The 24,756-nt window shown below is 69.3% G+C and carries 27 protein-coding genes; 12 read left to right on the forward strand and 15 right to left on the reverse strand.

Going from position 1 to position 24,756, the window contains the following annotated elements:
• Nucleotides 1-16 precede the first annotated feature (16 nt).
• Genes QSK31_RS20510 through QSK31_RS20525 form a run of 4 tightly spaced genes read right to left on the reverse strand, consistent with a single transcriptional unit; the run spans nucleotide 17 to nucleotide 5,089 of the window.
• A complete protein-coding gene (locus QSK31_RS20510; protein WP_285685853.1) occupies nucleotides 17-253 on the reverse strand; it encodes a hypothetical protein in 237 nt (78 codons plus the stop codon).
• Nucleotides 250-1,917: a hypothetical protein gene (locus QSK31_RS20515; protein ID WP_285685854.1), complete on the reverse strand. Its 1,668-nt coding sequence runs from the start codon at nucleotides 1,915-1,917 to the stop codon at nucleotides 250-252. Before QSK31_RS20515 ends, QSK31_RS20510 begins: the two co-directional genes overlap by 4 nt.
• The gene (locus QSK31_RS20520; protein WP_285685855.1) at nucleotides 1,895-3,940 is read right to left on the reverse strand and encodes a flagellar biosynthesis protein FlhA; all 2,046 of its coding nucleotides are present in this window, start codon (nucleotides 3,938-3,940) and stop codon (nucleotides 1,895-1,897) included. The genes QSK31_RS20515 and QSK31_RS20520 overlap by 23 nt, the downstream gene beginning before the upstream one ends.
• Nucleotides 3,941-4,000: 60 nt before the next feature.
• The gene (locus tag QSK31_RS20525) at nucleotides 4,001-5,089 is read right to left on the reverse strand and encodes an EscU/YscU/HrcU family type III secretion system export apparatus switch protein (protein WP_285685856.1); all 1,089 of its coding nucleotides are present in this window, start codon (nucleotides 5,087-5,089) and stop codon (nucleotides 4,001-4,003) included.
• Nucleotides 5,090-5,194: 105 nt separating this feature from the next.
• Here QSK31_RS20525 and QSK31_RS20530 point away from each other — a divergent pair, with 105 nt between their 5' ends.
• The 12 genes from QSK31_RS20530 to QSK31_RS20585 all read left to right on the forward strand — a co-directional run bounded on the left by QSK31_RS20530 (nucleotide 5,195) and on the right by QSK31_RS20585 (nucleotide 15,167).
• On the forward strand, nucleotides 5,195-5,665 hold the full coding sequence (locus QSK31_RS20530) for a flagellar hook assembly protein FlgD (RefSeq protein WP_285685857.1): 471 nt from the start codon (nucleotides 5,195-5,197) through the stop codon (nucleotides 5,663-5,665).
• 3 nt (nucleotides 5,666-5,668) lie between these two features.
• A complete protein-coding gene (locus QSK31_RS20535; protein ID WP_285685858.1) occupies nucleotides 5,669-6,862 on the forward strand; it encodes a flagellar hook protein FlgE in 1,194 nt (397 codons plus the stop codon).
• A gap of 299 nt (nucleotides 6,863-7,161) precedes the next feature.
• Nucleotides 7,162-7,446 (forward strand): flagellar FlbD family protein, encoded by a 285-nt coding sequence (locus QSK31_RS20540; protein ID WP_285685859.1) that lies wholly within the window; start codon nucleotides 7,162-7,164, stop codon nucleotides 7,444-7,446.
• A complete protein-coding gene (locus tag QSK31_RS20545) occupies nucleotides 7,446-8,234 on the forward strand; it encodes a flagellar motor protein (protein WP_285685860.1) in 789 nt (262 codons plus the stop codon). Before QSK31_RS20540 ends, QSK31_RS20545 begins: the two co-directional genes overlap by 1 nt.
• Nucleotides 8,235-8,239: 5 nt before the next feature.
• Nucleotides 8,240-9,229 (forward strand): flagellar motor protein MotB, encoded by a 990-nt coding sequence (locus tag QSK31_RS20550; RefSeq protein ID WP_285685861.1) that lies wholly within the window; start codon nucleotides 8,240-8,242, stop codon nucleotides 9,227-9,229.
• A 17-nt stretch (nucleotides 9,230-9,246) separates the two neighbouring features.
• Complete coding sequence (locus tag QSK31_RS20555; protein ID WP_285685862.1) at nucleotides 9,247-9,714, forward strand: flagellar basal body-associated FliL family protein; 468 nt, start codon at nucleotides 9,247-9,249, stop codon at nucleotides 9,712-9,714.
• A gap of 157 nt (nucleotides 9,715-9,871) precedes the next feature.
• A complete protein-coding gene (locus tag QSK31_RS20560) occupies nucleotides 9,872-10,819 on the forward strand; it encodes a flagellar motor switch protein FliM (RefSeq protein ID WP_285685863.1) in 948 nt (315 codons plus the stop codon).
• Between the two features lie 34 nt (nucleotides 10,820-10,853).
• Nucleotides 10,854-11,603: a flagellar motor switch protein FliN gene (fliN, locus tag QSK31_RS20565; RefSeq protein ID WP_285685864.1), complete on the forward strand. Its 750-nt coding sequence runs from the start codon at nucleotides 10,854-10,856 to the stop codon at nucleotides 11,601-11,603.
• A 4-nt stretch (nucleotides 11,604-11,607) separates the two neighbouring features.
• Nucleotides 11,608-12,012: a flagellar biosynthetic protein FliO gene (gene fliO, locus QSK31_RS20570; RefSeq protein WP_285685865.1), complete on the forward strand. Its 405-nt coding sequence runs from the start codon at nucleotides 11,608-11,610 to the stop codon at nucleotides 12,010-12,012.
• A gap of 1 nt (nucleotide 12,013) precedes the next feature.
• Entirely contained in the window at nucleotides 12,014-12,790 is a 777-nt protein-coding gene (gene fliP / locus QSK31_RS20575; RefSeq protein WP_285685866.1) for a flagellar type III secretion system pore protein FliP, read from the forward strand.
• Nucleotides 12,787-13,551: a flagellar biosynthetic protein FliR gene (locus tag QSK31_RS20580; protein WP_285685867.1), complete on the forward strand. Its 765-nt coding sequence runs from the start codon at nucleotides 12,787-12,789 to the stop codon at nucleotides 13,549-13,551. The genes fliP and QSK31_RS20580 overlap by 4 nt, the downstream gene beginning before the upstream one ends.
• Nucleotides 13,552-13,571: 20 nt before the next feature.
• Nucleotides 13,572-15,167 (forward strand): GGDEF domain-containing protein, encoded by a 1,596-nt coding sequence (locus QSK31_RS20585; protein WP_285685868.1) that lies wholly within the window; start codon nucleotides 13,572-13,574, stop codon nucleotides 15,165-15,167.
• 53 nt (nucleotides 15,168-15,220) lie between these two features.
• On the opposite strand, the gene QSK31_RS20590 is transcribed toward QSK31_RS20585, so the two are convergent.
• The 11 genes from QSK31_RS20590 to QSK31_RS20640 form a co-directional block, all read right to left on the reverse strand.
• Nucleotides 15,221-16,282, reverse strand: a complete 1,062-nt coding sequence (locus tag QSK31_RS20590) for a winged helix DNA-binding domain-containing protein (protein WP_285685869.1) — start codon at nucleotides 16,280-16,282, stop codon at nucleotides 15,221-15,223.
• 153 nt (nucleotides 16,283-16,435) lie between these two features.
• A complete protein-coding gene (locus QSK31_RS20595) occupies nucleotides 16,436-16,924 on the reverse strand; it encodes a hypothetical protein (RefSeq protein ID WP_285685870.1) in 489 nt (162 codons plus the stop codon).
• A 5-nt stretch (nucleotides 16,925-16,929) separates the two neighbouring features.
• Entirely contained in the window at nucleotides 16,930-17,292 is a 363-nt protein-coding gene (locus tag QSK31_RS20600; protein WP_285685871.1) for a response regulator, read from the reverse strand.
• Nucleotides 17,289-17,771 carry a chemotaxis protein CheX gene (locus QSK31_RS20605; RefSeq protein WP_285685872.1) on the reverse strand — a complete coding sequence of 161 codons (483 nt, stop codon included), beginning with the start codon at nucleotides 17,769-17,771 and terminating at the stop codon, nucleotides 17,289-17,291. Before QSK31_RS20605 ends, QSK31_RS20600 begins: the two co-directional genes overlap by 4 nt.
• Nucleotides 17,768-18,154 (reverse strand): response regulator, encoded by a 387-nt coding sequence (locus QSK31_RS20610; protein ID WP_285685873.1) that lies wholly within the window; start codon nucleotides 18,152-18,154, stop codon nucleotides 17,768-17,770. The genes QSK31_RS20605 and QSK31_RS20610 overlap by 4 nt, the downstream gene beginning before the upstream one ends.
• Nucleotides 18,155-18,160: 6 nt before the next feature.
• On the reverse strand, nucleotides 18,161-19,006 hold the full coding sequence (locus QSK31_RS20615) for a CheR family methyltransferase (RefSeq protein ID WP_285685874.1): 846 nt from the start codon (nucleotides 19,004-19,006) through the stop codon (nucleotides 18,161-18,163).
• A complete protein-coding gene (locus QSK31_RS20620) occupies nucleotides 19,003-20,127 on the reverse strand; it encodes a protein-glutamate methylesterase/protein-glutamine glutaminase (protein WP_285685875.1) in 1,125 nt (374 codons plus the stop codon). Before QSK31_RS20620 ends, QSK31_RS20615 begins: the two co-directional genes overlap by 4 nt.
• A complete protein-coding gene (locus QSK31_RS20625; protein ID WP_285685876.1) occupies nucleotides 20,127-21,014 on the reverse strand; it encodes a hypothetical protein in 888 nt (295 codons plus the stop codon). The genes QSK31_RS20620 and QSK31_RS20625 overlap by 1 nt, the downstream gene beginning before the upstream one ends.
• Complete coding sequence (locus QSK31_RS20630; RefSeq protein WP_285685877.1) at nucleotides 21,014-21,451, reverse strand: chemotaxis protein CheW; 438 nt, start codon at nucleotides 21,449-21,451, stop codon at nucleotides 21,014-21,016. The genes QSK31_RS20625 and QSK31_RS20630 overlap by 1 nt, the downstream gene beginning before the upstream one ends.
• 1 nt (nucleotide 21,452) lies before the next feature.
• Nucleotides 21,453-23,810 (reverse strand): chemotaxis protein CheW, encoded by a 2,358-nt coding sequence (locus QSK31_RS20635; RefSeq protein WP_285685878.1) that lies wholly within the window; start codon nucleotides 23,808-23,810, stop codon nucleotides 21,453-21,455.
• 81 nt (nucleotides 23,811-23,891) lie between these two features.
• Entirely contained in the window at nucleotides 23,892-24,593 is a 702-nt protein-coding gene (locus QSK31_RS20640; protein ID WP_285685879.1) for a response regulator transcription factor, read from the reverse strand.
• Nucleotides 24,594-24,756 lie beyond the last annotated feature (163 nt).

Below are 24,756 nucleotides of genomic sequence, written 5' to 3' on the forward strand. Positions count from 1 at the left end.
TCGGCGATGTTCCCGGTCAGGAGCGGTCGTCGCGGTCCGAGGCCGGCGACGGGGTGATCGAGGTGCCCGGTTCGTCGGTGCGGCCGTACCCGGCGGTGACGAACCGGAGCCCGGCGAGCAGGATCGCCGCGATCGGCACCGCGATGAGGAAACGGACCAGCATCTCGGTAACGTCGATCTCGTCGAGGACGAAGCGGTACACCGCCGGTGCGCTCATCAGCAGCGCGAACAGCAGCACCGACCAGCGGATCATCTCGCGGATCGCACCTGCCGGCGCGGCGCGGCGATCTGCGGTGTCACGTCCGCCGCGATCCGGGCGCAGAGCATCGCCGCCCAGGCGTGCGGGGTGGCCGGCTTGCCGTCCAGCGAGAAGATCGGCAGGTCCAGGCCGAGCACGGTGGCCGGGTCGGCGGTGAGCTCGACGCTGTGCACGACCAGCGCCTCGACGTCGCCGAGCGCCCGCAGGTGGCGCGCGGTGTCGGCGGTCTTGCGGGTGGCGTCGACCACCGCCCACAGCGCGGTCGCGCCGATCGCGTCGCACATGTCGTTGACCCAGATCGGGTCGGTCGCGCCGACCCGGGCGTCCATCACCACCACCCAGGCCGACGTGCTGTTCTGCAGCTTGTCCGAGCGCGCGCCGGCCTCTTTGGCGTTGTGCAGCACGCGCGAGGAATGCAGCCCGGTGCCGGCCGCCGAGGTGCCGGCCAGCAGCAGGTGGGTGGGGTCGAGGCCGGCCTGGTCGAGCAGATTGCGGGCGATCGGCAGAGCGTAGGTCAGGTCGCCGGCCAGGACCAGGATCTCCCCGGAGCCGTCCGGGATGGCGGGTGCGGCGGGGCGCGAGGCCAGGGCGGTGAGCACCCCGGCGTACGTGTCGCCGCCGGTGATCTGGGCGGCCAGGAGTTCGGGCATGCCCACCGACACCAGGTTGCTGACCACCGGGTCGGTGTGCACCGGGTCGCTGCGCATCGGCCGGAGCGCCACGTCGGTGCCCGGCGCCGGGGTCGTGGCGTCGGAGGTCGGTTCCGGGGCCGCGGGCGGCGTCGGCGGGGTCTTCGGCGGAGGCAGCGTCTGGTTGAGGCCGAAGGCGTCCGCGGCCGTCATCCCCGGTCCGGCCGGAGGCTCGGACGCGGGTCCGGCCGGAGGCTCGGACGCGGGTCCTGCCTGGCGCCCGGACGCGGGTCCGGACGAGGGCCCGGAGGGCTGCGGGGCCGGGCTCTTCGGCTCGGTCACCCCGAGGCCGCCCATCAGCTCCGCAAGACTGGGTACGGGCGGGAGCGGCCGCAGTGGCGCGTTGACCGGCGCCTCGGCGGCCGCGGCCGGGCGGAACGGCCGTACCGTCGGGGTCTCGGGTTTGTCCTCCGACCTGGTCCGCGGCGACGGGCGGTGGGGCGCGGCGGTGGCGATGTGGTTGGCCGCGTCGAGGCCCGCCATGAGTTCGGCGAAGGCGGCCGCGTTGTCCGAGAGGTCCCGCCGGTTGATCGCTTCCAGATTCTCGATCCCCGCGTCCCGCTCCGTCCGCCGTTCGGCGGGCGCCGGCTTCGGCCTCGGCTTCTCCGCCGGTGGCTCGTCGGGCACGATCCGGTCCCGGGACTCGGCCCGTTCCAGGAGCTGCTCGAGGGTGTGTGCGGCTTCCTCGCGCGCCGGTGGCTTCGGCGGCGCCGGCCGTTCCCTGGCCGGGCGGCTCACGGCCGGACGTTCCATGGCCGGGGCTTTGCGCTGAGGCATGGTCTTCCTGTCGTCAGTGGCGTCCGGCACCTCGACGGAGAGCTCGTAGTGCTGCTTCGCGAAGAAGCCGCCGAAGCCACCGCTACGGACCTTGTCGGCCGAGATGATCCGCACCCCGGAGCCGTACTCCTCGCGAACCTGAGCCAGCAACGGCTCGATGGCCGGTCCCTCAAGCAGCACCCGCGTAGGCACCGTTCACCACCCCCATCGTCTCGATCTGTGCGGTGGAACCTGAGATCTCCGTGTAGGAGAGGACTTGAATCCGGCGCGCACCGGCCTTGAGCAGTCGCATCAGCGGCAGCCGCAGCTGCGGCGAGCAGGCCAGAACGGGTGTGACGCCCTGCTGCTCGGCGCCCTCGACGAGGCTGCCGGCCTCGCTGACGATGGCCTCGGCGCGCATGCCGTCGATCGCCATGAACACACCGTTCTCGCTGGGCCGCAGCGACTCGAGCAGGCCCTGTTCGAGCAACGGGTCCAAGGTGATCACGGTGAGCCGGCCTTGCTGGGCGTACTGAGCGGCGATCGCCGGGCCGAGCGCGCTGCGGGCCGCTTCGATCAGGCCGTCATGGTCGGGGGACATCTTGGCGCGCAGCGACAGCGCCTCGAAGATCCGGACCAGGTCGCGGATCGGGACGCCCTCGTCGAGCATGCCCTGCAGCACCTTCTGGACCTGGCCGAGGCTGAGCTGCGCCGGCGTGAGCTCCTCGACCACCACCGGGTGGGTGCGCTTGACCATCTCGGTGAGCTGCCGGACGTCCTCCCGGCCGAGCAGCCGGCTGGCGTTGGTGCGGACCACCTCGGCCAGGTGCGTGATGATCACCGATGCCCGGTCCACGACCGTCGCCCCGGACAGCTCGGCCTGGTAGTGCAGCTCGGCCGGCACCCACTTGCCGGCCAGCCCGAACACCGGTTCGACGCCGGCCCGGCCGGGCAGCCCCTGCAGGCCGTCGCCGATGGCCAGCACTGTTCCCGGTGGCGCCTGCCCGGTGCCCGCGTCGACACCGGAGATCCGGATCGCATAGGAGGAGAGCGGCAGATCGAGGTCGTCACGGGTACGCACCGGAGGCATGACCACGCCCAGCTCCATGGCCATCTTGCGGCGCAGCGCGCGTACCCGGTCGAGAAGGTCCCCGCCGTTGGTGTCGACCAGGTCGACGAGGTCGGGCGAGAGCGCCAGCTCGAGCGGGTCCACCCGCATCTCGCCCATCAGCTGCTCGGGCGAGTCCGGCGCCGGAAGCTCGCCCTCCTCCGCCCCGACCGGCGTCTCCGGCTCGGGCTCGGGGTCCTTGAGGCGCTGGGCGATGAGCAGCGTGAGCACGCCGATGATCAGGAACGGGGGCTTGGGCAGACCGGGAATCACGCACAGCCCGAGCGCCGCGCCACCGGCGATGCGCAGCGCCAGCTTGTTCTGGCTGAGCTGCTGGGTGACGCTGGTGCCCATGTCGCCGCTGGTGGCCGAGCGGGTGGTGATCAGACCGGTCGAGACGGAGAGCAGCAGCGCCGGGATCTGGGAGACCAGGCCGTCGCCGACGGTCAGCAGGCTGTACTGGTTCATCGCGTCGGCCGGCGACATGCCGTGCTGGAGGATGCCCACGGCGAAGCCGCCGACCAGGTTGATCACCGTGATGATGATGGCCGCGATGGCGTCGCCCTTGACGAACTTGGAGCCACCGTCCATGGCGCCGTAGAAGTCGGCCTCGGCGGTCACGTCGGCGCGGCGTTTCTTGGCTTGGGTCTCGTCGATCAGTCCGGCGTTCAGGTCGGCGTCGATGGCCATCTGCTTGCCGGGCATCGCGTCCAGGGTGAACCGGGCGCCCACCTCGGCCACCCGCTCGGCGCCCTTGGTGACCACGATCATCTGCACGATGATCAGGATCAGGAAGATCACCAGGCCGATGACCAGCGAGCCGCCGACCACGAAGTCGCCGAACGCGTGGATCACCTTGCCGGCGTCGCCGTCGCGCAGCACCAGCCGGGTCGCGCTGATGTTCAGGGCCAGCCGGAACAGCGTCATGACCAGCAGCAGCGCCGGGAAGACCGAGAAGTCCAGCGGCCTCTGCACGAACATCGACACGAGCAGCACCAGCAGGGCGATGGTGATGTTCATGGCGATGAACAGATCGAGGAGGAAGGTCGGCAGCGGCACGACCATCATGACGATGATGCCGATGACCCCGATGGGCACGGCGAGCCTGCTGAGTCTCTTTTTTTCCACGGCCTCCTCCCCTCACCCCGATGGTCTCTCGAAACCGGGCGTGATGTGCGGAAATTTCGCTTATGCCGGTACTGGGGTGGGGTTCGGGTTTCGATGCAACCCGGCAGCCGAGCCCCGTTTCTTCAGGCTCATCACGAACGCCAGCACCTTCGCCACCGCGCCGAAGAAGTCCGCCGGGATCTCCATGCCGACGTCGACCGCCGACTCCAGCGCCCGGGCCAGCGCGACGTCCTGGACCATCGGAATCCGGTGCTCGGCCGCCAGATCCCGGATCTTGCCGGCGATCGGACCGGTGCCCTTGGCGACCACCCGGGGCGCGCCCTTCTCCGGCTCGTAGCGCAGCGCCACCGCCACGTGCGTCGGGTTGACCAGGATGACGTCCGCGGTCGGCACGTCGGCCATCTGCCTGTTCCGGGCCATCGCCATCTGCCGCTGCCGGATCGCCGCCTTCACGTGCGGATCACCGTCGGAGTTCTTGTTCTCCTGTTTGACCTCCTCCTTCGTCATCCGCAGCTGCTTGTTGGTCCGGCGGCGCACCACGAAGTAGTCGGCCGCGGCCATCACGATGCCCGCCACCGAAGCGGACCGGATCAGCGTCAGCACCGCGTCGTTGATCACCGCGAGCAGCGAGGCGAGCTGGAGCCGGCCGGCCGTCATCAGCAGCGGCACGATGTCCTTCATCGTCAGGTAGAGCACCCCGGCCAGCACCCCGGTCTTGACCAGCGCCTTGGTGCCCTCCCACAACGACTGCGGCCCGAACATCTTCTTGATGCCGGGAAACGGGTTCAGCCGGTTGAACTTCGGGATGAACAGCTTGGTGGCCACCCGGATGCCACCCTGGGCGCCGGCCGCGGCGATGCCGACCGCCATCATCGTGAGCGCCAGCGGCAGCACCGCCCAGACGGCGCTCATCAGACCGTCCTTCATGATGCCCAGGGCCAGGGCCGGGTCCGGGTCGGCGATCACGTCCGGGACCTTGGCCATCAGCTCACGCGCGTGGTCCATCGCCGAGCTGAGCGTACGAGGAAGCACGATGCTGGCGGCGAGCATCCCGAACCAGGCGCCGACGTCCTGGCTGCGCCCGATCTGGCCCTCCTGCTTGGCCTTCTTGAGTTTCTGCGCGGTGGGTTGTTCGGTCTTCTCGCTCACGGCCCACTCTCACCTCCCTCACCTTCCGTGATCCTTGCCTAAGCGGATCGCGTGAGCGGCCGAAAACCAGGGAGTAAGAGCCGCCAACGTTCAGGGGGAATCGTCATGACGTCGCCGATCGGTGGAAACGTGAGCCGGGAGTACGACGCCGCGAACGTGTCGCCCACCTCCATGTACACCAACAAGAGCGGCACGGACGCCGGCACCAAGAAGCTCGGCGACCAGGACACGTTCCTCAAGCTGCTGGTGGCCCAGCTCAAGTACCAGGACCCCAGCAACCCGGCCGACTCGACGCAGTTCCTCGCGCAGACGGCCCAGTTCACCCAGGTGGAGAAGCTCGGCGAGATCGCCGACATGCTCTCCGCCCAGCAGCTGATCGGCGCGAGCTCGCTGGTCGGCCGCACGGTCACGTACAAGGGCGCCGACGGCATGGACTACACCGGCGTCGTGACGAAGACCAAGCTCAACGGCGACAGCGGCCCGACCCTCACGGTCGGGAACACGGATGTGGAGCTGTCGAAGGTCACGGAAGTCCAGCAAACCTCCGACACCTCCACCACCAAGAAGGAAGTCTGACCTATGCTGCGTTCCCTCTTCTCCGGCATCAGCGGTCTCCGCGCGCACCAGCAGATGATGGACGTCACCGGTAACAACATCGCGAACGTCAACACCACCGGTTACAAGTCCAGCCAGACCGTCTTCCAGGACACGCTGTCGCAGATGGTCAACGCGGCCGGCGCCCCGCAGAACCAGTCCGGTGGCACCAACCCGGCGCAGGCCGGCCTGGGCGTGCGGCTGGCGAGCATCAACGCCAACTTCAGCCAGGGCGCCGCGCAGACCACCGGCAAGTCGTCGGACATGATGATCCAAGGCGACGGCTTCTTCGTGGTGAAGAGCGGCGGGGAGTCGCTGTTCACCCGGGCCGGATCCTTCACCTTCGACGCCAACGGCTCGCTGACCACCCCGAGCGGTCAGATCGTGCAGGGCTGGTCGGCGGACAGCGACGGGATGGTCAACACCTCCGGCACACCGGGAAACATCAAGCTGCCGATCGGCATCAGCCTCAAGCCCGAGATCACCGAGAACATCACCCTGACCGGCAACTTCTCCAACGAGTCCCTGATCGGCACGAAAAAAGAGATCCCGATCAAGGTGTACGACGCCGCGGGCGCCGCCAACACCATGGTGGTGACGTTCGAGAAGACGGCCGCGACGGAGTGGACGGCGTCACTGCCGGACGGCAGCAGCCAGGCGATCACGTTCACCGACGGCAGGGCGGTCGGCTCGCCGGACCCGGACACCGGCGCGGACTCCGGCAAGTGGCAGATCGGCGACTTCAGCTTCGACATCCACGACCTGACCCAGTTCAGCGGCAACACCGAGGCCCGGGTGAGTAACTCGGACGGATCCGGGGCGGGCGTGCTGAACTCGTACACGGTGTCGAACACCGGCCAGATCGTCGGTGTCTTCTCCAACGGCCTCAAGCAGACGCTGGGCACGGTGGCGCTGGCGAACTTCAACAACGTCAACGGTCTGGAGAAGATCGGCGACTCGATGTTCCGCAGCACGGTCAACTCCGGCCTGGCGCAGGTCGGCTCGGCCGGCACCGCCGGGCTCGGTCTGATCACCAGCGGCGCGCTGGAGATGTCGAACGTCGACCTGGCCCAGGAGTTCACCAACCTGGTGATCGCCCAGCGCGGCTTCCAGGCCAACAGCCGGATCATCACCACCAGCGACGAGATCCTCCAGGAACTGGTCAACCTGAAGCGCTGAGCTGGCTGGCTCCGCTTCGCTCCGCGGCGATCGCCTTGTAACCGGCGAGTTTCGGCCGAAAACGACTGCTGCAAACCCCGCGGCGGCCGGTTTAGTCCGCAACTCGCCGGCGGCAATCGCGGGCGGTCCCGTTGCATCGTGCAAATGGCGAGGCGGGGGTGGGCACCATGCCCGCCCCAGCCTCGCTTTTCTACACCCGGATGGCGACTAATGCGCGCTCATCGGCAACCGGGCGGGGGCCGATGGACAAGTTGACGGGCTACGGATGGCCCACCCAGCCGAAACATGACTGACCAAGGATGGACGTCTTGATCCTCGTAACCCGCATCAACGGTGCCGTGTTCGCACTCAACCCGGACCTGGTCGAGCGTGCCGACTGCACGCCCGACACGGTCATCACGCTGGTCGACGGCACCAAGTACGTCATCTCGGAATCCGTGCCCGAGTTCATCGACTCGGTGCGCCACTACCGCGCCTCCCTGATCGCCCAGGCGAGTCGCCTCGAGAGTGAGCCCGCCACCGCGGTCTCGGACAACGTCGAGCAGGACGCCGTCGTGCTCCCGCTGCACCGGAAGGACCGCTGATGGATCTCGCCAGCATCATTGGTGTCGTAGTCGCCGTCGTCATCGTGTTCACCGTCCAGATCCTGGAGGGTGGCAGCCCGGCGTCGATCATCCTGATCCCGTCGATGCTCCTGGTCTTCGGCGGCGCGTTCATGGCCGCCATGGCCGGCGGTGTGATGAAGGACGCGCTCGGCGTCGGCAAGCTGCTCCAGAAGGCGTTCCTGGCCAAGGTCTCCCCGCCGAACCTGCTGGTCGACGAGGTCGTCAAGCTGGCCGAGCGGGCCCGGCGCGAGGGCCTGCTGGCCCTCGAGGACGCGGTCAAGACCGTCGAGCACCCGTTCCTCAAGCGCGGTCTGCAGCTCGCCATCGACGGCACCGACCCCGAGGAACTGCACGACATCCTGCACGCGGAGATCGCCGCGAAGAAGAAGGCCGACAAGGCCGGCAAGAAGATCTTCGAGAACATGGGCGGCTACGCACCGACCGTCGGCATCATCGGCACGGTCATGGGCCTGGTGCACGTGCTCGAGAACCTCGACAAGCCCGAGTCGCTGGGCCACTCCATCGCCGCGGCATTCGTCGCCACCCTGTGGGGCGTGCTCTCGGCCAACCTGATCTTCCTGCCGATGGCCGCCCGTCTCGACCGCCTCTCCGGCATCGAGTCGGACGAGATGGAACTGGTCATCGACGGTGTGCTGGCGATCCAGGCCGGCTCGAACCCGCGCCTGGTGGCGCAGAAGCTCCGTTCCCTGCTGCCCCCGGACGCCGCTGCGGCGGCCGAGGCCGCATCGACGAAGAAGGCGGCGTGATTTAGGTGAGTTCAGGCGGCGGGAGCAAGCGGAAGAAGGGCGGTCACGAGGAGCACGAGGAGCACGTCAACCACGAGCGCTGGCTCGTGTCCTACGCTGACATGCTCACGCTGCTGTTCGTACTGTTCGTGGTGCTGTTCTCGATGAGCAGCGTCGACCAGAAGAAGTTCGCCGAGCTGGCGTCCGGCCTGTCCGACGGCTTCGGCGCCCAGAGCGCGGCGTTCAGCGGCTCGGCCGCGACGCTCGACGGCTCGGGCAACTCGACCTCGGTGGTGCCGATCGACCCGGGCGCGAACCCGGGTGAGGGCGGCTCGGGCACGGCCGAAATGTCGAAGAAGGACAAGCAGGCGGTCGAGGCCGCGCTGCGGGCCGCCGACCGGTCCAAGGCCTCGAAGGATGCCGAGGCGGCGACCAAGGAGGCCAAGAACCTCAAGGAGGTCGAGAAGAAGGTGACCGACGCCCTGGTGAAGGCGAAGCTGCAGAACCAGGTCAAGTTCACCATCGACCAGCGCGGCCTGGTGATCACCGTGGTCACCAACGACGTGGTCTTCGCCGGCAACCGCGCCGACCTGCAGCCCGGTGGCGCGAAGATCCTCGACACGATCGCGCCGGCGCTCGCCAACCTGCCCAACAGCGTCGAGGTCGACGGGCACACCAACCAGCTCAAGGCCACGACCACCTACTACCCGAGCGGCTGGGAACTCTCCGCGGCCCGCGCCTCGACCGTGGTGCGTTACCTGACCGGTCACGGCCTGACCAAGAACCGGATGAGCGCGGTCGGGTTCTCCGACACCAAGCCGCTGATCAACCCGAAGGACCCGAGGTCCGTGACGATGAACCGCCGCGTCGACGTCGTGGTCCTCACCCAGCTCACCGCGGAGCAGGCGGCGCTGCTGCCGACCGTCGCCGGTGACGACGCCAAGCTGCACGCCGGCGCTACGCACGCCGAGGCTCCTGCCGAAAAGACCACCACGACCACCACCACCCACGACTGAGCGACAGGGGGACCGAAATGGCTGAGAAAGAAAAGAAAGACGCCGCCGAGGCGCCGAAGAAGTCCAAGAAGATGCTGATGATCATCATCATCGCCGTGGTCGTCCTGGGCGGCGGTGGTGCGGGCGCGTTCTTCATGTTGAAGGGCGACAAGGCCGCCGCCGAGCCGGTCGAGCCGGTCAAGGGCGCGGTGGTGACGATGGAGAACGCGATCACGATCAACCTGGCCGACGCCCACTATCTCAAGCTCGCCTTCACGCTGCAGCTGACCGAGGCCGCCGGCGAAGAGGCCCCGGACATCGCCGAGGCGATCGACCTGGCCATCGACGAGTACACCGGTGTGAAGATCGCGGAGCTGGAGACCGAGAAGGGCCGGGAGACGAAGAAGGAAGACCTGCTCAAGAAGATCGAGAAGGCTTACCTGAAGGAGGGTGAGGAGGAGTCGCCCGTGATGGGCCTCTACTTCACCCAGTTCGTGACGCAGTAACGCAAAGCACGCAGATGGGCAGGCCTGGCAGACGCCGGACCTGCCCTCTGCCAAGTTCCAGATTCGCCGCCAGTTCAACGCCTCGAAAGCGAATCTGGAACAAGGCATCTTGCGCAATGCGGCACGGGGTGGGGTGAAATGACGCGATTATGACCATGTGACCTCCACCGCAGCGCGCCCGCCGGGCAAGATGTCAGGCCGCGGAAGCGGGCCGGTGGCGTACGACTTCCGCCGGCCGATCAAGCTGTCCCGTGAGCACGTGCGCACCCTGCAGATCTGCTTCGAGACGTACGCCCGCAGCTGCGGCAACCTGCTGACCACGCGACTGCGCGTGGTCAGCAGCGTCACGCTCGCCTCGATCGAGCAGCTGAACTACGACGAGTACGTGAGCTCGCTGGAGAATCCCACCGTCCTCGCGACGGTCTCGATCGATCCTCTGCCCGGCACGGTGCTGATGGAGATGGCCTCGTCGGCCGCGATGACCGCGATCGACCACATGCTCGGCGGCCCGGGCGGTGCCCAGCCGCAACGCCCGCTGACCGAGGTCGAGATGCCGCTGCTGCGCGGCCTGCTGGAACGGATGCTGGGCGAGCTCCGGTACGGCTTCGAGACGCTGGTCGACATCTCGCCCAAGTTGCGCGACATCGAGTACAACGCCCAGTTCCTGCGCGCCCATCAGCCCAGCGACGCGGTGGTCGTCGCGTCGTTCGAAGTGAAGATCGGCACCGAGGAGTGCGTGGCCAGTATCTGCCTGCCGTTCAACACGATCCTGCCGGTGCTGGAGAAGCAGGAGCACATCGAGCTGACCGCCGCCGAGCGGATGGTCCGGGACACCTCGTCGCGCAATCTGACCGCCGGGCTTTCCGCGGCGCCGATCGACGTAGCCGTTCGATTCCAGCCCATTCGTATGCGTACGGATGACATCGTGGATCTGCGACCCGGCGACGTCGTGCCGCTGAGTCATTCGACCAGCCTGCCGCTCGAGGTCACCGTCAACGAGACCGTGTTCGCGCATGCGGTCCCCGGCAACCAGGGTGCGCGGCTCGCCGTCCTGGTCGTGCCGGCGCCCAAGGAGGCCCCGTCGAGGGAGGTCGGCCGCCGATGACCACGCCGCCGAAGTCGAAGGAGGTTGGCCGCCGATGACCGCGCCGACGATCACCGCACCGCAGCTCATGCTGGCCCGGACCGCCGCCGAGGCCGCGCTGGGCGTGTTGCCGACCAGCCGCGAGCTGGTCGCCGGCGAACCCGTCGCGGCCTCCGCCGACATCCTCACCGACGGCCAGGCGATCACCGCCAGGTTCAGCGGCGCGGCGACCGGCGAGGTGGTCGTGGTCGTCGGTCAGGACCTGGCCGACGCCCTCAAGGAGAGCCCACTCGGCGAGCTCGACCTGACCGCCGCGGTACGCCCGGCGCTCGAGGCCGCCGCCCGCGCCTTCGGCCCCACCGTGCTCGACCCCGGCCAGCTGATGGAGCCCGGCGTGGCACTCAGCGCGATCGCCGCCAAGCCGGACGCGGTCGCCGTGCCGCTGCTGGACGCCGGGGTGACCCGGGCCGTGGTGGCGCTCGCGCTCAGCCCGTGGCCGTCCGACGGCGACAGTGGCGGCGTGGCCCCCCGGACGCCCGGCGCCGCCGCCATCCGGGGCGGCCTGGACATGCTGCACGACGTCGAGATGGAGGTCTCCGCCGAGCTGGGCCGGACCCGGATGAGCGTCCGCGAGCTCCTGTCCCTCTCGCCCGGCGCGATCGTCGAGCTGGACCGGGCCGCGGGCAGCCCGGCCGACCTACTGGTCAACGGCCGGTTGATCGCTCGCGGCGAGGTGGTCGTGGTGGACGAGAACTTCGGGATCCGGATCACCGAGATCGTCTCCCCGGGCACCGAACGGGAGTGACCCCTTGTTCGAACTCGCCCTGCGGATCGGCTTCTCGCTCCTGGTCGTCTTCGGCCTGATGTGGGGCCTGGCCAAGATGGCCCGGCGCCCGCTGGGCGGGCACCGCGGGACGGGAACGCTGTCGGTACTCACCCGGCAGCAGCTGGCCCGGGGCGCCGCGGTCACCGTGGTCCAGGTGGCCGACAAGGCGCTCATCCTGGGCGTCACCGACCAGCAGGTCAGCCTGCTGGGCGAGACGGAACTGGCGGTCTTCCAGAAGCAGGCGGCCCATCCGCACGAGAAGCGGGACGCGCTCGACCTGCCCACGAACACGGTCGCCACGCCGGGGCCGCTGGACGGCTCGGCGCTGTCGCCCAAGACCTGGCGATCGACCATGGACTTCCTGCGCGACCGGACCACGAGGCGCTGACATGCGGCGTACCCTGCTGATCTTGATCCTGGGTCTCGGTGTGGGGCTGGTGCTCCTGCCGGACGTGGCGTGGGCGGCGCCCGCCCCACCGGCGCCACCCTCGGCGCCGAGCATCAACATCGACGTCGGCGGCACCAACCCGGACGGCAGCAAGCCGGCCACCTCGCTGGTCATCGTGCTCGGCCTCACGCTGCTCTCGATCGCACCCGCGGGCCTGCTGCTCTGCACGTGTTTCACCAAGGTCTTCATGGTGCTGGGCATCACCCGGAACGCGCTCGGGATGACCAGCATGCCGCCCAACCAGGTGCTGGCCGGGCTGGCGCTGTTCATCAGCCTGTTCATCATGTCGCCGACCATCTCGCAGGTGAACGAACAGGGCGTGCAGCCCTATCTGAAGGGCGACAAGAGTCAGAGCCAGGCGTTCAAGGACGGCGTGGAGCCCCTGCGCGACTTCATGTGGCGGACCGCCCGCCAGGACGAGGTGGCGCTGCTGGTCAAGGTGTCCGGTCAGGAGCAGCCGAAGAACAAGGACGACGTCGAGCTCACCACCCTGATCCCGGCCTTCGTGCTCTCCGAGATCCGGGCGGCGTTCATCATCGGCTTCGTCCTCTTCATCCCGTTCCTGATCATCGACATGGTCGTGTCCGCGTCCCTGATGTCGCTGGGCATGATGATGTTGCCGCCGGTGACCGTGGCGATGCCGTTCAAGCTGTTGCTGTTCGTGCTGGTGAACGGCTGGGGGCTGATCATCACGGCGCTGGTCGCGAGCTACCAGTGAACTTCGACGTCCCGATCAACGAGCTGCTCACGATCATGCTGGGAGCGGTCCGGGCGGGCGCGTGGCTGGCCATCTGCCCGCCGTTCCAGAGCCGGCTCATCCCGCGCCAGGTGAAGGTGCTGCTGTCCATCGGGATCACCCTGCCGATGGCGCCGTACCTGCGGGGCAGCCTGCCCTCGCTGGAGACGCCGGACCTGATCGCCTGCGCCGCGCTCCAGGTGTTCGTCGGCGCGTCGCTCGGCTTCATCACCGCGCTGCTGTTCGCCGCGATCCAGGCCGCCGGCGACCTGATCGACGTGTTCGGCGGTTTCACGCTGGCCTCGGCGTTCGACCCGCTGTCGATGAACCAGAGCTCGATCTTCGGCCGGTTCTACAACCTGACCGCCGCCACGCTGCTCTTCGCGTCCGACGGTCACCAGCTGATCCTGCGCGGGTTCATGCAGTCGTACCGGGCCTTGCCGCTGAACGCGAACATCTCGATGGAGACGTTCAGCCGCCTGCTGATCACCGGCATCGCCGAGATGTTCCTCGCCGCGCTCCAGATCGCCGGCCCGCTGATCGCCGTGCTGTTCCTCACGGACGTCGCGTTCGGCCTGCTCAACCGGGTGGCGCCCGCGCTCAACGCGTTCCAGCTCGGCTTCCCCGCCAAGATCCTGCTGGTCCTCACGCTGGCCGGCACCGCGGTGACGATGCTGCCCCGGGCCCTGGACGGCCTGATCGACAAGGCAGTCTCCGCGGTCGTCTCCCTTACCGGCGGCTAGAACAGGCCGATCAGAGGGGTATGGACCATGCCGGGCTGGATGCCGTGCTCACCGCCGCCCTCGCGCAGTACCCGGACGCTCACATCACCGGGATCAGTCAGAACGGTCTTTTCGTGTCGGTGCCGCCGACGCTCGAGCTGATCGAGCACCAGCCGATCAGCAACAGCCGTTCCGCGCTCGACCTGGTCGTCGCCGAGGACCAGCATTTCGTCTTCGAGGCCTGGTACGAGGTGCACGCCGAGGGCGTGGCGAACTGCGACGTGCGCCTGCTCGCCGCGCCCGAGCAGCCGGTACGGCTGCACTTCATCGACGCCCGGCACTCGCACGGCGTCTACATCGGCCTGGTCACCGGCGCGGCCGGCAGCGTCTCCGCCCGCGCGCTGGACATCGGACCGGTCAAACCGCGCCTGATCAGCATGCGCAAGAGCCCCGCGGCCCAGGTCATCGACGTGGATCCCACGGTCGAGCTGGTGCTCGGCTGGACCGCCGAGGAGCTGACCGGACGCCGCGCCCTCGACCTGGTGCACCCGGACGACCACCCGCGCGCGATCACGAGCTGGATCGACATGCTCGCCGCGCCGCCCGGCGCCGCCCGCCGGGTGCGTCTGCGGCACCTGCACAAGGACGGAACCGCCATCTGGTTCGAGATCACCAACCACAGCCACGTCGACGACGCCGACCTGCCGCACGTCCTGGCCGAGATGCTGGACATCACCGACGAGATGGCGGCGCAGGAGGCGTTACGCGCCAACGAGCGGATGCTGGCCCGGCTCACCGAGACGCTGCCGGTCGGCGTGCTGCAACTGGACCGGGACGGGCGGGTCGTCTACCAGAACTCGCGGGTCGCCCGGTCCACCGGCGCGACGGTCGGTGACACGCTCCCGCTGGACACCGTCGACGCCGACGACCGGCCGGCGGTGCGGGCCGCGGTGGAGGCGGTGCTGCGCGGCGAGGACGACATCGACATCGAGTACGGCTACGTCGACGCGCGCGCCGGCCACCGCCGGATCCACGCCCTGCTGCGCACCCTGACCGGCGAGGACGACGCGGTGAACGGCGCGATCGTCTGCTTCAACGACATCACCGACGCGTCCCGGCTGCGCGAGGAGCTCCGGCACCGGGCCACCTACGACGCGCTGACCGGCTGCCTGAACCGGGCCAGTGCCCTGGCCGCCCTCCAGCAGGAGCTGGCGAGCCCGGGCAGCCGCGGCACGGCGGTGATGTTCATCGACCTCAACGGCTTCAAGACCGTCAACGACGAGTACGGGCACGCAATCGGCGACGAGCTCCTGAGGCTGGTCGCCGACCGGCTGCGCGCCGCGGTCCGCGCCGCCGACGTCATCGGCCGCTTCGGCGGGGACGAGTTCGTCGTGATCTGCGCCGACGTGTCCGGCATCGACCGGGCGGCCCGCATCGCGGAGGCCGTGGTCGCGACCCTGAACGCGGCGACTCTGGAGGTGGGCGCGACCGAGATGCACCCGCAGGCCAGCATCGGCGTCGCGTGGGCGGCTTCGGGCAGCGCCCCGGCCGAGTCCCTGATCGCGCGCGCCGACGCCGCCATGTACGAGGCCAAACGCACCCGACAGGGCCGGATGGCTCTCGTTTTGGCCGGTTGAGCCTGGTGTCTCGTGGATCACCCCAGTGCGAGGCGGGGTCCACGAGACAGGATCTAGCCGGCTGAGAGTGCCAGCTCCCGCGCGCCGGTGAAGGCGCGCAGGGCCTCGGCCTCGGACTCCACGTCGGCCAGCTCGGTCTTGGTCAGCGGGGTGAAGGGCCGGATCGTGAGGACGCCGGCGCGGATCTTCCACGCGCCGCGGACCCGGCCGTCGACCGTGAACGCGGCGAACTCCACCAGCACGGGCCGGCGCTCGTCGTCGATGATCCGGCGCCGGTCGGCGTACCCGAAGGTCACGTTGTCGAAGCCGGGCAGGAACCGGACCGGCGCCGGCAGGTCCTCCTCGGGCAGGTCGCGGCCGGGCAGGTCGAAGAGCTCGGTCCCGTGCTCGCTGCGGTAGGTGACCAGCTCGGGCCGCAGGGCCTCGAAGACCGGCTTCATCCGGGTCAGGCCGCTCCACGCCCGCATGTCCCGCACGCTCGCCGGCCCGAAGCCGGCCAGGTAGCGCAGTACCAGCTCACGCAGCTCGACGCCGGTCGCGAAGGGCCGCCCCAGCCACTGCTCGGCCAGTGCGAACGGCGTCGGCCCGCGCCTGCCCCAGGTCCCGTCCGGGTACGGGTGGACGATCGGCAGCGCCACCTGTGCGGCCCGCGCCAGCAAGACGCCCTCCTGCTCCGGCCAGCGTTCCCGCAGCGCACGCCCGAGCTCGGGCCGGCTCAGCGTGACACCGTCCAGCAGCCGCGCCGCCTCGGCGGCCAGCTCGTCATGCGCCGCCGCCGGCACCCACTGGTTGAAGAGCGTCGTGCACATCCGGCCGAGCAGAGGCTGCAGCAACGGCCGGACCCACACGTAGTCGTCGGCGGCCAGCAGATGCTGCGTGCCCCGGAAGAGCGTCCCCCGGGCAACCGCCCGCCGCTCCAGCAGCTCGTCGAGTTCCTCGGTCCGGAACGAGGAAAGCCGGTTCCACAGCCCGATGTGGGGCAGCTCCGGATCCTGACCCTGCAACCCGACAAGCAACCTCAGGACGTCCAGCGGCGTCGTCGCCGCTGACCGCTCCAGGAGGAGCTGGCGGTGCAGCGTCGCCCGGTTGAGCCGGCGGTCGGTGAGAACGGCCATGCCGAAAGCGTGTCAGCAATTGCGGTCAGTTCTTGTCCTTGCACGCACGAACCCGGAAGGGAGAGGGGCACCGTCAGGTGGGCCCCTCTCCCGGTGCCCGCGGGAGCATACGGTCCGTACCCCGACGGACGCGGGCAACGAAAGCTCTTGATCTCAATGAGCCATCGACAACGAGAACTTCCCCTTGCCGTAGCGATTTACTTCGATGGTCAGGTCCAGCCGGCGGCCCAGGGCGAGGAAGTGCGCGCGGGCGTCGTTGGGGAGTTCCATGCCGGGGTAGACCACCTGGTAGAGCTTGACGTGCGGCCCGCCCTCCCGGTTCAGCAGCGAGGTCAGCACGTTGAACAGCTCGAAGACGTTCTCCGCGAGGTTGGGCGCCAGCTTCTTCTCGTCGATGCTGTCCTCCGCGGCGCCGGCCGGCAGCAGGCCCAGGGCCGCGCCGACGTTGGCCGCCAAGGAGAGCTGCATGCCCATCACGGCATAGATCTGCTGCTGGCTGTCGGTGTAGACGGCGATGCTGGCGCCGGGCAGGTCCTCGGCGGTCATGGGGTCGCCGGGACTGACGTTGCAGTCGCGGCCGAGCAGGTCCTCATAGAGGTTGCGAACGAGGTGGGAACCGGGGATAACCGAGGTGTCAGACATGAATATCATCCCAAGATTGGTGAGAAGGCCTCTTCGAAACGTTCCGCGGTGAACGGCTTGACGATGAAGAACAGGGAGCCGGCCGCCTCCGCCTGTTGCTGCATCTCCGGCGTGCACTCGGACGTGACGAAGCCGAACTTCACCTCGTTCCCGGCCCCACGCAGCTGGCGCAGCACCTCGATGCCGGTCATCTCAGGCATGTTCCAGTCGGAGATCACCAGGTCGGGGCTCTCGGCGGCGGCCTTGTCCAGCGCCTCCTTGCCGTCCGCGGCCTCGACCAGGTCGTGGTCGCCGAAACCGGCCTGACGCAGCGTCCGGGTGACGATCTGGCGCATCACGCGACTGTCGTCAGCGATCAGAATCTTCACAGTTCCTCTCCCCTCGCTTCCCGGCTCTGCCACATCGACACCGACACCGGCTCGCCGTCCCAGACCCCGTAGAGGCCGCTGATCCGCTCGGCGGCCGGATATCTGGTGGCCGTGTCCGGCGCCATCACGACCTGCGGCAGGGACAGCAGACAGCCGGGCGGCAGCATCGCCTTGACGTTGCCGCCGACGATGTTGGCGAGTTCCCCGAGGACGTCGGTCAGGTCCTCCTGGCTCACCTCGTCGGGCTCCATCGCCAGGAAGGCGGCCGCGGCCTTCTTCGCGGCGTGGATGGACGACGCGTAGACCACGTGTCCGCTCCAGGCTCCGGTGATCGAGACGGACGAGTGCACCTCGGACGGCTGCTTGTCGTCGCCGTTCGGGATCAGCGGACTGATCCCCTCCGGGTCCAGGTAGGACACCCAGACCTGTTCCACCATCTCGGCGAGGTCGCCCTCTTTCACCACGACGTCGACGCTCATGAGTTCGCTCCGGTCGGGACGAGGCCCAGCAGGGCCAATTTTTCGATCATCGCGCCCTCGGTGAAGGGCTTGATCACGTATTCGTGGGCGCCCGCCGCGAGCGCCCGCACGATCTGACTCTGTTCGCTCTCGGTCGTGACCATGACCAGGGTCATCTCCCGCAGGCGCGGTTCCGACCGCACCCGGGTGACGAATTCGAGCCCGTTCATGTTGGGCATGTTCCAGTCGATGAGGGCCAGTTCCGGCACCTCGGTCATCGTGGCCAGCAGGTCCAGGGCTTCCTGCCCGTCACCGGCCTCGGTGGCCTCGAAGTTGAGCTTGCTGACGATGCGCTTGAGGATCATGCGCATCGCTCGGGAGTCGTCGATAACCATGGCGCGCATGCGGATTCATCCTCTCCTTGCGGCGCCGACGGGTGCCGCGGTGCGGATCCGGTAGGCAGAGGTCCGGCCGGCCGCCACCCGTTCGTAGTTGTCGTCGATGCCGATCGTGGTCTCGGCCGCTCCGAGGAACAGCCAGCCGTCCGGCCGCAGCAGCCGCGCGACGTTGCGCAGCACGTTCTTCTTGGTCGCCACGTCGAAATAGATCAGCACGTTGCGCAGGAAGATGACATCGAACGGCGGCATCGACGGCAACGGGGCGGTCAGGTTCATCAGCTTGAAGCTGACGTTGCGGCGCAGCGCCGGCATGATCCGCCAGTGCGCGCCGGCCCGCTCGAAGTACTGCACCAGCTGCGCCGCGGGCAGGCCGCGGTTGACCTCGACCTGGCTGTACTCGGCCGCCTCGGCCCGCTTGATCATCTCGGTGGAGATGTCGCTGCCCATGATGTCGTACGACCAGCCCGGCGGCAGGTGCTCCTGCATGGTGATGGCCAGGCTGTACGCCTCCTGGCCACTGGAGCTGGCCGCCGACCAGACCCGCAGCTTGCGCTGGGAGGCCCGGGACTTGACCAGCTCGGGCAGCACCACGTCGGTGAGCGCCGTGAACGGCTCCCGGTCCCGGAACCAGGACGTCTCGTTGGTGGTCAGCGCGTCCACGATCTTGCGTTCGTTCAGCTTGTTCGGGCGGCGCTGCAGATCGGCCAGGAAGTCCGCGACACCGGCCGCGCCGACCGCCCGGGCGACCGGGATGAGCCGCGCCTCGACCAGGTACTCCTTGCCGGGGGCGAGCACGATCGACGCCTCGCGGCGCACCAGTGTGGAGACGTAGGAGAAGTCGGTGTGCGAGAGGGTCATCGGGCCACCGCCGCGGATCGGCCGACCTTGAGCCGGGTGAGCAGGCCGGTCGCGATGCGGTCCAGCGGCAGTACCTCGTCGGCGAGCCCGGCCTGCACGACCGCGCCGGGCATGCCCCAGACCACCGAGCTCGCCTCGTCCTGGGCGAGCACCTCGGCGCCGGCGTCGCGCAGCACCTTGGCGCCGACCCGGCCGTCGTGGCCCATGCCGGTGAGCACCGCGGCGTACGCGGACCCGCCGTAGACCTGGGCCACCGACCGGAACATCACGTCCACCGCCGGCCGGCACGAGTTCTCCGGCGGGGCGCCGCTGAGCTGGGCGACCACGGCCGTGCCCTTGCGCTGCAGCACCAGGTGCTTGTCGCCGGGGGCGATGTAGACGGTTCCGGCGGTGAGTTCCATGCCGTCGCCGGCCTCGACCACGCGCAGCGGCGTGCTGCGGTCCAGCCGCTCGGCGAACATCTTGGTGAACACCGGCGGCATGTGCTGGGTGACCACGATCGGCACCGGCAGGTCGGCGGCCAGGCCGAGCAGCACCTTGGTGAGCGCGTCCGGTCCGCCGGTGGAGCTGCCGACCGCGATCAGGTCGACCCGTCCCTGGGGTCCGCGCCGGACGGCCGCCGGGCCGGGCCGGGCGGGCCGGGCCGGGAGCTTCGGCGGCGCGAGCCGGCCGGGTGCGGAAAGTGGGCGCTGCGGCCCGCGCAGGGTGGGCCGTGGGCCGCCCTTCTTCGCCAGCGCGTGGATCTTGGGTACGAGCTGTTCGCGCACCGCCGCGACCGATTCCGCGATGGAGCCGACGTTGGACGGCTTCGTCACGTAGTCGGTGGCGCCGGCGGCCAGCGCCTCCAGCGTGGCCGAGGCGCCCGCCGCGGACAGGGTGCTGAACATGATGACCGGCGTCCGGTGCCGCTTGCGCAGTTCCTTGACCGCCTCGATGCCGTTCATCTTGGGCATCTCGATGTCCATGGTGATGACGTCCGGCTTCAGCTGGTCGATCTTGGCCTGGGCCAGCTGACCGTTGGCCGCCGTGCCGACCACCGAGATGCCTGGCGCACCACCCAAGGCGTCGGTGATCAGCTTGCGAACCACGACGGAGTCGTCCACGACGAGGACAGCGATCATCAGATCACCCCCTTCTCGCCGAGCCAGGACGGGCCGAGCGCCGCGACCACCGGCGCGAGCAGCCGGTGTGCCGTGGCGGTGTCCAAGAGGTCACGCACGACCAGCGCCTGGACCGCGCCGCTGAGCATGTTCCACACCCCACCGGCCCGATCGGCCAGCGGAATACCGGCCGTGTCGACGGCCTGCACCAACAGCATCTGTGCTGCGGCGGCAGTGCGGACCCGATCCGACAGATAGGCCGCCCAGGACGCGGAATGAACGGCCGGGGACCACCCTCCGGCGTTGCGCCGCGCGTCCTCCGCCGAGGCTGTCAGGCGGGTCAGATCGCGGTGCCGGATGCCACGCAGCCGCTCCAGCAACGCGGACAACGCGTAGTGGTGCGGCCCGAGGTCGATCGGCGCGCCGGACGGCAGCTTCCGCAACGCGGACACCCATCCGGCGCCGAGCATCCGCCGGGTCGACTCGTCCAGCACCTCGCGCAGATAGCTGGCCACGGCAGCGTCGCAGAGCAGGGCGGTGGCGGCGGCGGCCGGCTCGGACTGCTGGGCGTCCCGGCCGGTGCCGTGCCACGTCCAGGCCATCACGTCGTACCGCAGGCAGGTGAGCAGCGCGTCCACCGAACCGATCGGGGCGCGCTCGACCAGGGCCAGCGCACCGGCCGGGTCGTCCTCCTTGAGCTTCTTCAACGACGGCAACCGGCGGGCGGCGCTCTCCACCTCGACCCACAGCGGGCCGCGCAGGTCCTCGTGCGGCAGACGCTCCGCGAGGATCGACAGGTCGCCGGGCCCCAGCCGGAGGCCGCGCAGCATCACCTCGGCCGTGGCCGACCCGCCGCCCAGGCGGGTCAGGTCGAAGCCGAGGACGGGAGCGCTGACCAGGCTGTACATCAGGTGGTGGCTCGATAGGTGTCGACGGCCTGGCGTACGTCCAAGGCGAGCATCAGCCGCCCGTCCAGCTTGAAGGTGCCCACCACCAGCTCGCGGGTCGGCCCGCCGAGCGTGTCCGGCGGCGGCTCGAAGGCCTCGTCGTCCAGGTCGACCACCTCGCCGATCCGGTCCACCAGCAGGCTGACCGGCTCGCCGTCGCCGCGCAGGATCACGTTCATCACCGGGCCTTCGAGCGACTGCCGGGGCAGGCCGAGCTGCACCCGCAGGTCGACCGCCGCGATCACCTGACCGCGCAGGTTGAAGAGGCCGCCGACGGCGGGCGGGGCGAGCGGCACCGGGGTGTACTCGTTGTACGAGAGCACCTCCTGCACGGTGTCCACCTCGACGCCGAAGAGCTGATCGGCCACCTCGAAGGTGGCGAACTGCCGGCTCGCCATGTCAGGCCTCCACCAGCATCGGGTCGTCGCTGTCCTGATAGAAGTTCGGGTCCGCGGCGAGGATGGCCCGGCGCACGTCGAGCAACTCGGTGACCCGTTGCTGGATCACCGCGGTGCCGACCAGGCCGTCCTCCTCGGCGTCCCGGCGCGCGGTCGTGGAGTTCTCCGCGATGTCCACGATCCGGTCGACCACCAGCGCCACGCTGCGGCCGCCCTCGCTGTAGACCACCACCGACACGGTGTCCCCCTCGAGTTCCTCGGTGTACGCCCCGAGCAGATGCGACAGCCGGACCAGCGGCAGGATCTGCCCCCGGTACTGCACGACCTCGCGCGATCCGGCCTGCTCGATCCGGTCCCGCGGGAACTCCTCGAGCCGGGTGACCGTGTCCAGCGGGATCGCCACCCGGCGCTCGCCGACCGCGGTGACCAGCAGCCGCTCGCCGTTGGTCGCGAGCTTGGACTCCCGGGACGTGCCGACCGTGCTCTCCTTCGAGTCGGCGGCCAGGTGGCTGCGCCGGGCGAGCGAGGAGACGTCCAGGATCAGGCCGACCTTGCCGTCACCGAGGATGGTCGCTCCGGCGTACAGGCCGATGTCCTTGAATCTGCTGTTGAGCGCCTTGACGACGACCTCTTCGGTGTTGAGGACGCGGTCCACGACCAGGCCGAAACGGCGGCCGTCGGCCTGCAGCACCATGATGTAGACGCCCTGGTCGCCGCCGACCTCGAGGCCGAGCGCGCCGTCCAGCCGCACCAGCGGGAGCAGCTTGCCGCGCAGCCGGTAGACGGGCGCGCCGGACGCGTACTCGATCTTGGTGGATTGGCCGTCGATGAAGACCAGTTCAAGGACCGCGACCTGGGGTACGACGTAGCGCTGGTCCCCGCAGTCCACGGTCAGGGCCTGGATGATCGCGAGCGTGAGCGGGATGTTCAGCCGCCACACCGTGCCTTCGCCCAGCGTCGAGTCGACGCTGACCGCGCCGCCGATCCGCTCGATGTTGGTCTTCACCACGTCCATGCCGACGCCGCGGCCGGACACGTTGGTGACCTTGGCGGCGGTGGAGAAGCCGGGCTGGAAGACCATCGCCATGATGTCGCGCTTGTCCATGCTCGCCACCTGGTCGGCGCGGATCAGGCCCTTCTCGACGGCCTTCTGCGCGATCCGGTCGACGTCCATACCGGCGCCGTCGTCGGCCACCTCGACCGCGACGTGCCCACCCTCGTGGTACGCCCGCAGGGTCAGCGTGCCCTCCGGCGACTTCCCGGCCGCGACCCGCCGCTCGGTCTCCTCGATGCCGTGGTCGACCGCGTTGCGCACCAGGTGGGTCAGCGGGTCCTTGACCGCCTCCAGCAGGCTGCGGTCCAGCTCGGTCTCCTTGCCCTGCATGACCAGCTGGACCTGCTTGCCGAGCGAGGCGGACAGGTCCCGGATGACCCGGGGCAGCTTGGACCAGATGTGGTCGATCGGCTGCATCCGGGTCTTCATGATCCCGGCCTGCAGCTCGCTGGTGATCATGCCGAGCCGCTGGGCGCTGCGGACCAGGCCGGAGTCGCCCACCTCCATCACGCCGCGAACCAGCTGGTTACGGGCCAGCACCAGCTCACCGACCATGTTCATCAGGTTGTCCAGCAGGTCGACGTCGACCCGGATGGCCGAGTCGGCGACGCTGCGCTTGGGCGCCTGCTGCTGCAGTGCCTCGGTGACCGCGGCCGGCTGGGCCTTGCCCTCCTCCAGCAGGATCGTGCCGAGCTTGCGCTCGTCGCCCTCGAGCTGGGACTGCAGCGCCGAGCCGACGTCCGAGGGCTGGGCCGCGCCGGACTCGACCAGCATCTCGCCCAGCGGGCGGCGCTGACCCTCGACCGGCTCGGGCGCCGGGCGGCTGCCCTGCTCGTCGAGCGGTGCGGGCGCCACCTCCGGCTCGTTGGAGGCGGCCGCCTCGGCCGAGGGCTCGGCAGAAGCTTTCTCCTCTGCGAGGGGAGCCTGCATCTGGGCGTGCACCGCGCTGATGATGCTCTCCACGTCGACGTCGCCCTCGTTGCCGTTCGCCTCGATCTCGGCGAGCAGCGACCGGACGCCGTCGATGGTGGCCAGCAGCGTGGTGATCGTCTGCGGCGTGACCGGCATGACGCCGTCCCGCAGCTTGGACAGCAGCGACTCTCCGGCATGGGCGAGCGTCTCCAACCGGCCGAAGGCCAGGAATCCGCTGGTGCCCTTGATCGTGTGGATCGCCCGGAAGATGCGCGAGATCAGATCGCGCGAGTTCGGGTCCTGCTCCAGGTCGACGAGATCGCGGTCGATCTGGTCCAGGTTCTCGTGGCTTTCCATGAGGAACTCGCCAACGATCTCACCAAGGTCTTCCACGTGCGCCTACCTCCCGCTCAAGCCTTCAAGGACCCTGATCGACCCGTGTACGCGCAACCTGAGCACACCGGGGCCGCACCCTTATCCGTCGTCCCCGGACGCCTTCCGGTACCGGTAGCCGAACCCGCGGACCGACTCGATCGGCGACTCGTCCGGATCCGACCAGCCGAGTTTGCGACGCAGTCGGAGAACCGCGAACTTCACCCGTTCCTGACCGATCCCGGTCGGGTCGTCCCAGGCCTGGGTCAGCAACTGGTTCGGGCTGAGCACCGCGCCCGCGTGCCGCACCAGCGCGTTGAGCAACCGGAACTCGGTCGGGGTCAGGCGCTTCTCGTCGCCCTTGACGTAGACCCGGCGCTTGGTCGGATCCAGATGCACCAGACCGTCGTCGTAGATCTGACTGGCCCAGCTGTTCTGCCCGGCCGACGAGCGCCGCAGCAGAGCCTCGACCCGCGCCAGCAGCTCGTTGTTGGCGAACGGCTTGGTCAGGTAGTCGTCGGCGCCGCCACGCAGGCCGCGAACCTTCTCCGCCTCCTGGCCGTGCGCGGTGAGCACCAGCACCGGCACGTCGGAGACGTCACGAAGCCGTTCGAGCACCTGCCAGCCGTCCATCTCCGGCAGACCGACGTCGAGCACCACCAGGTCGGGATGCTCGGCGTACGCCTCCTTGAGGCCGGTCCGGCCGTCACCGGCGTGTGCCACCTCGTAGCCCGCCCGGCTGAACAGCAGGCGCAGGGCAAGCGCGATGTCCGGATCGTCCTCGACGACCAGCAGCCGGCTCATCCGGCGTCACCGGAGCACGTCATGCTCGTTGTAAACATCGCCACAACCCCCGTCGTGCCGGTACACGCGAAACACGCGAAACACCGCGATAGCGTGATGTGTCCAGTCAAATACGGACAGTTAAACTTTAGCGTGCTTATCAGCCGTCCGGGCCGGTCCGCGT

The organism is Actinoplanes sp. NBRC 103695, assembly GCF_030269485.1.
Lineage (GTDB): Bacteria > Actinomycetota > Actinomycetes > Mycobacteriales > Micromonosporaceae > Actinoplanes.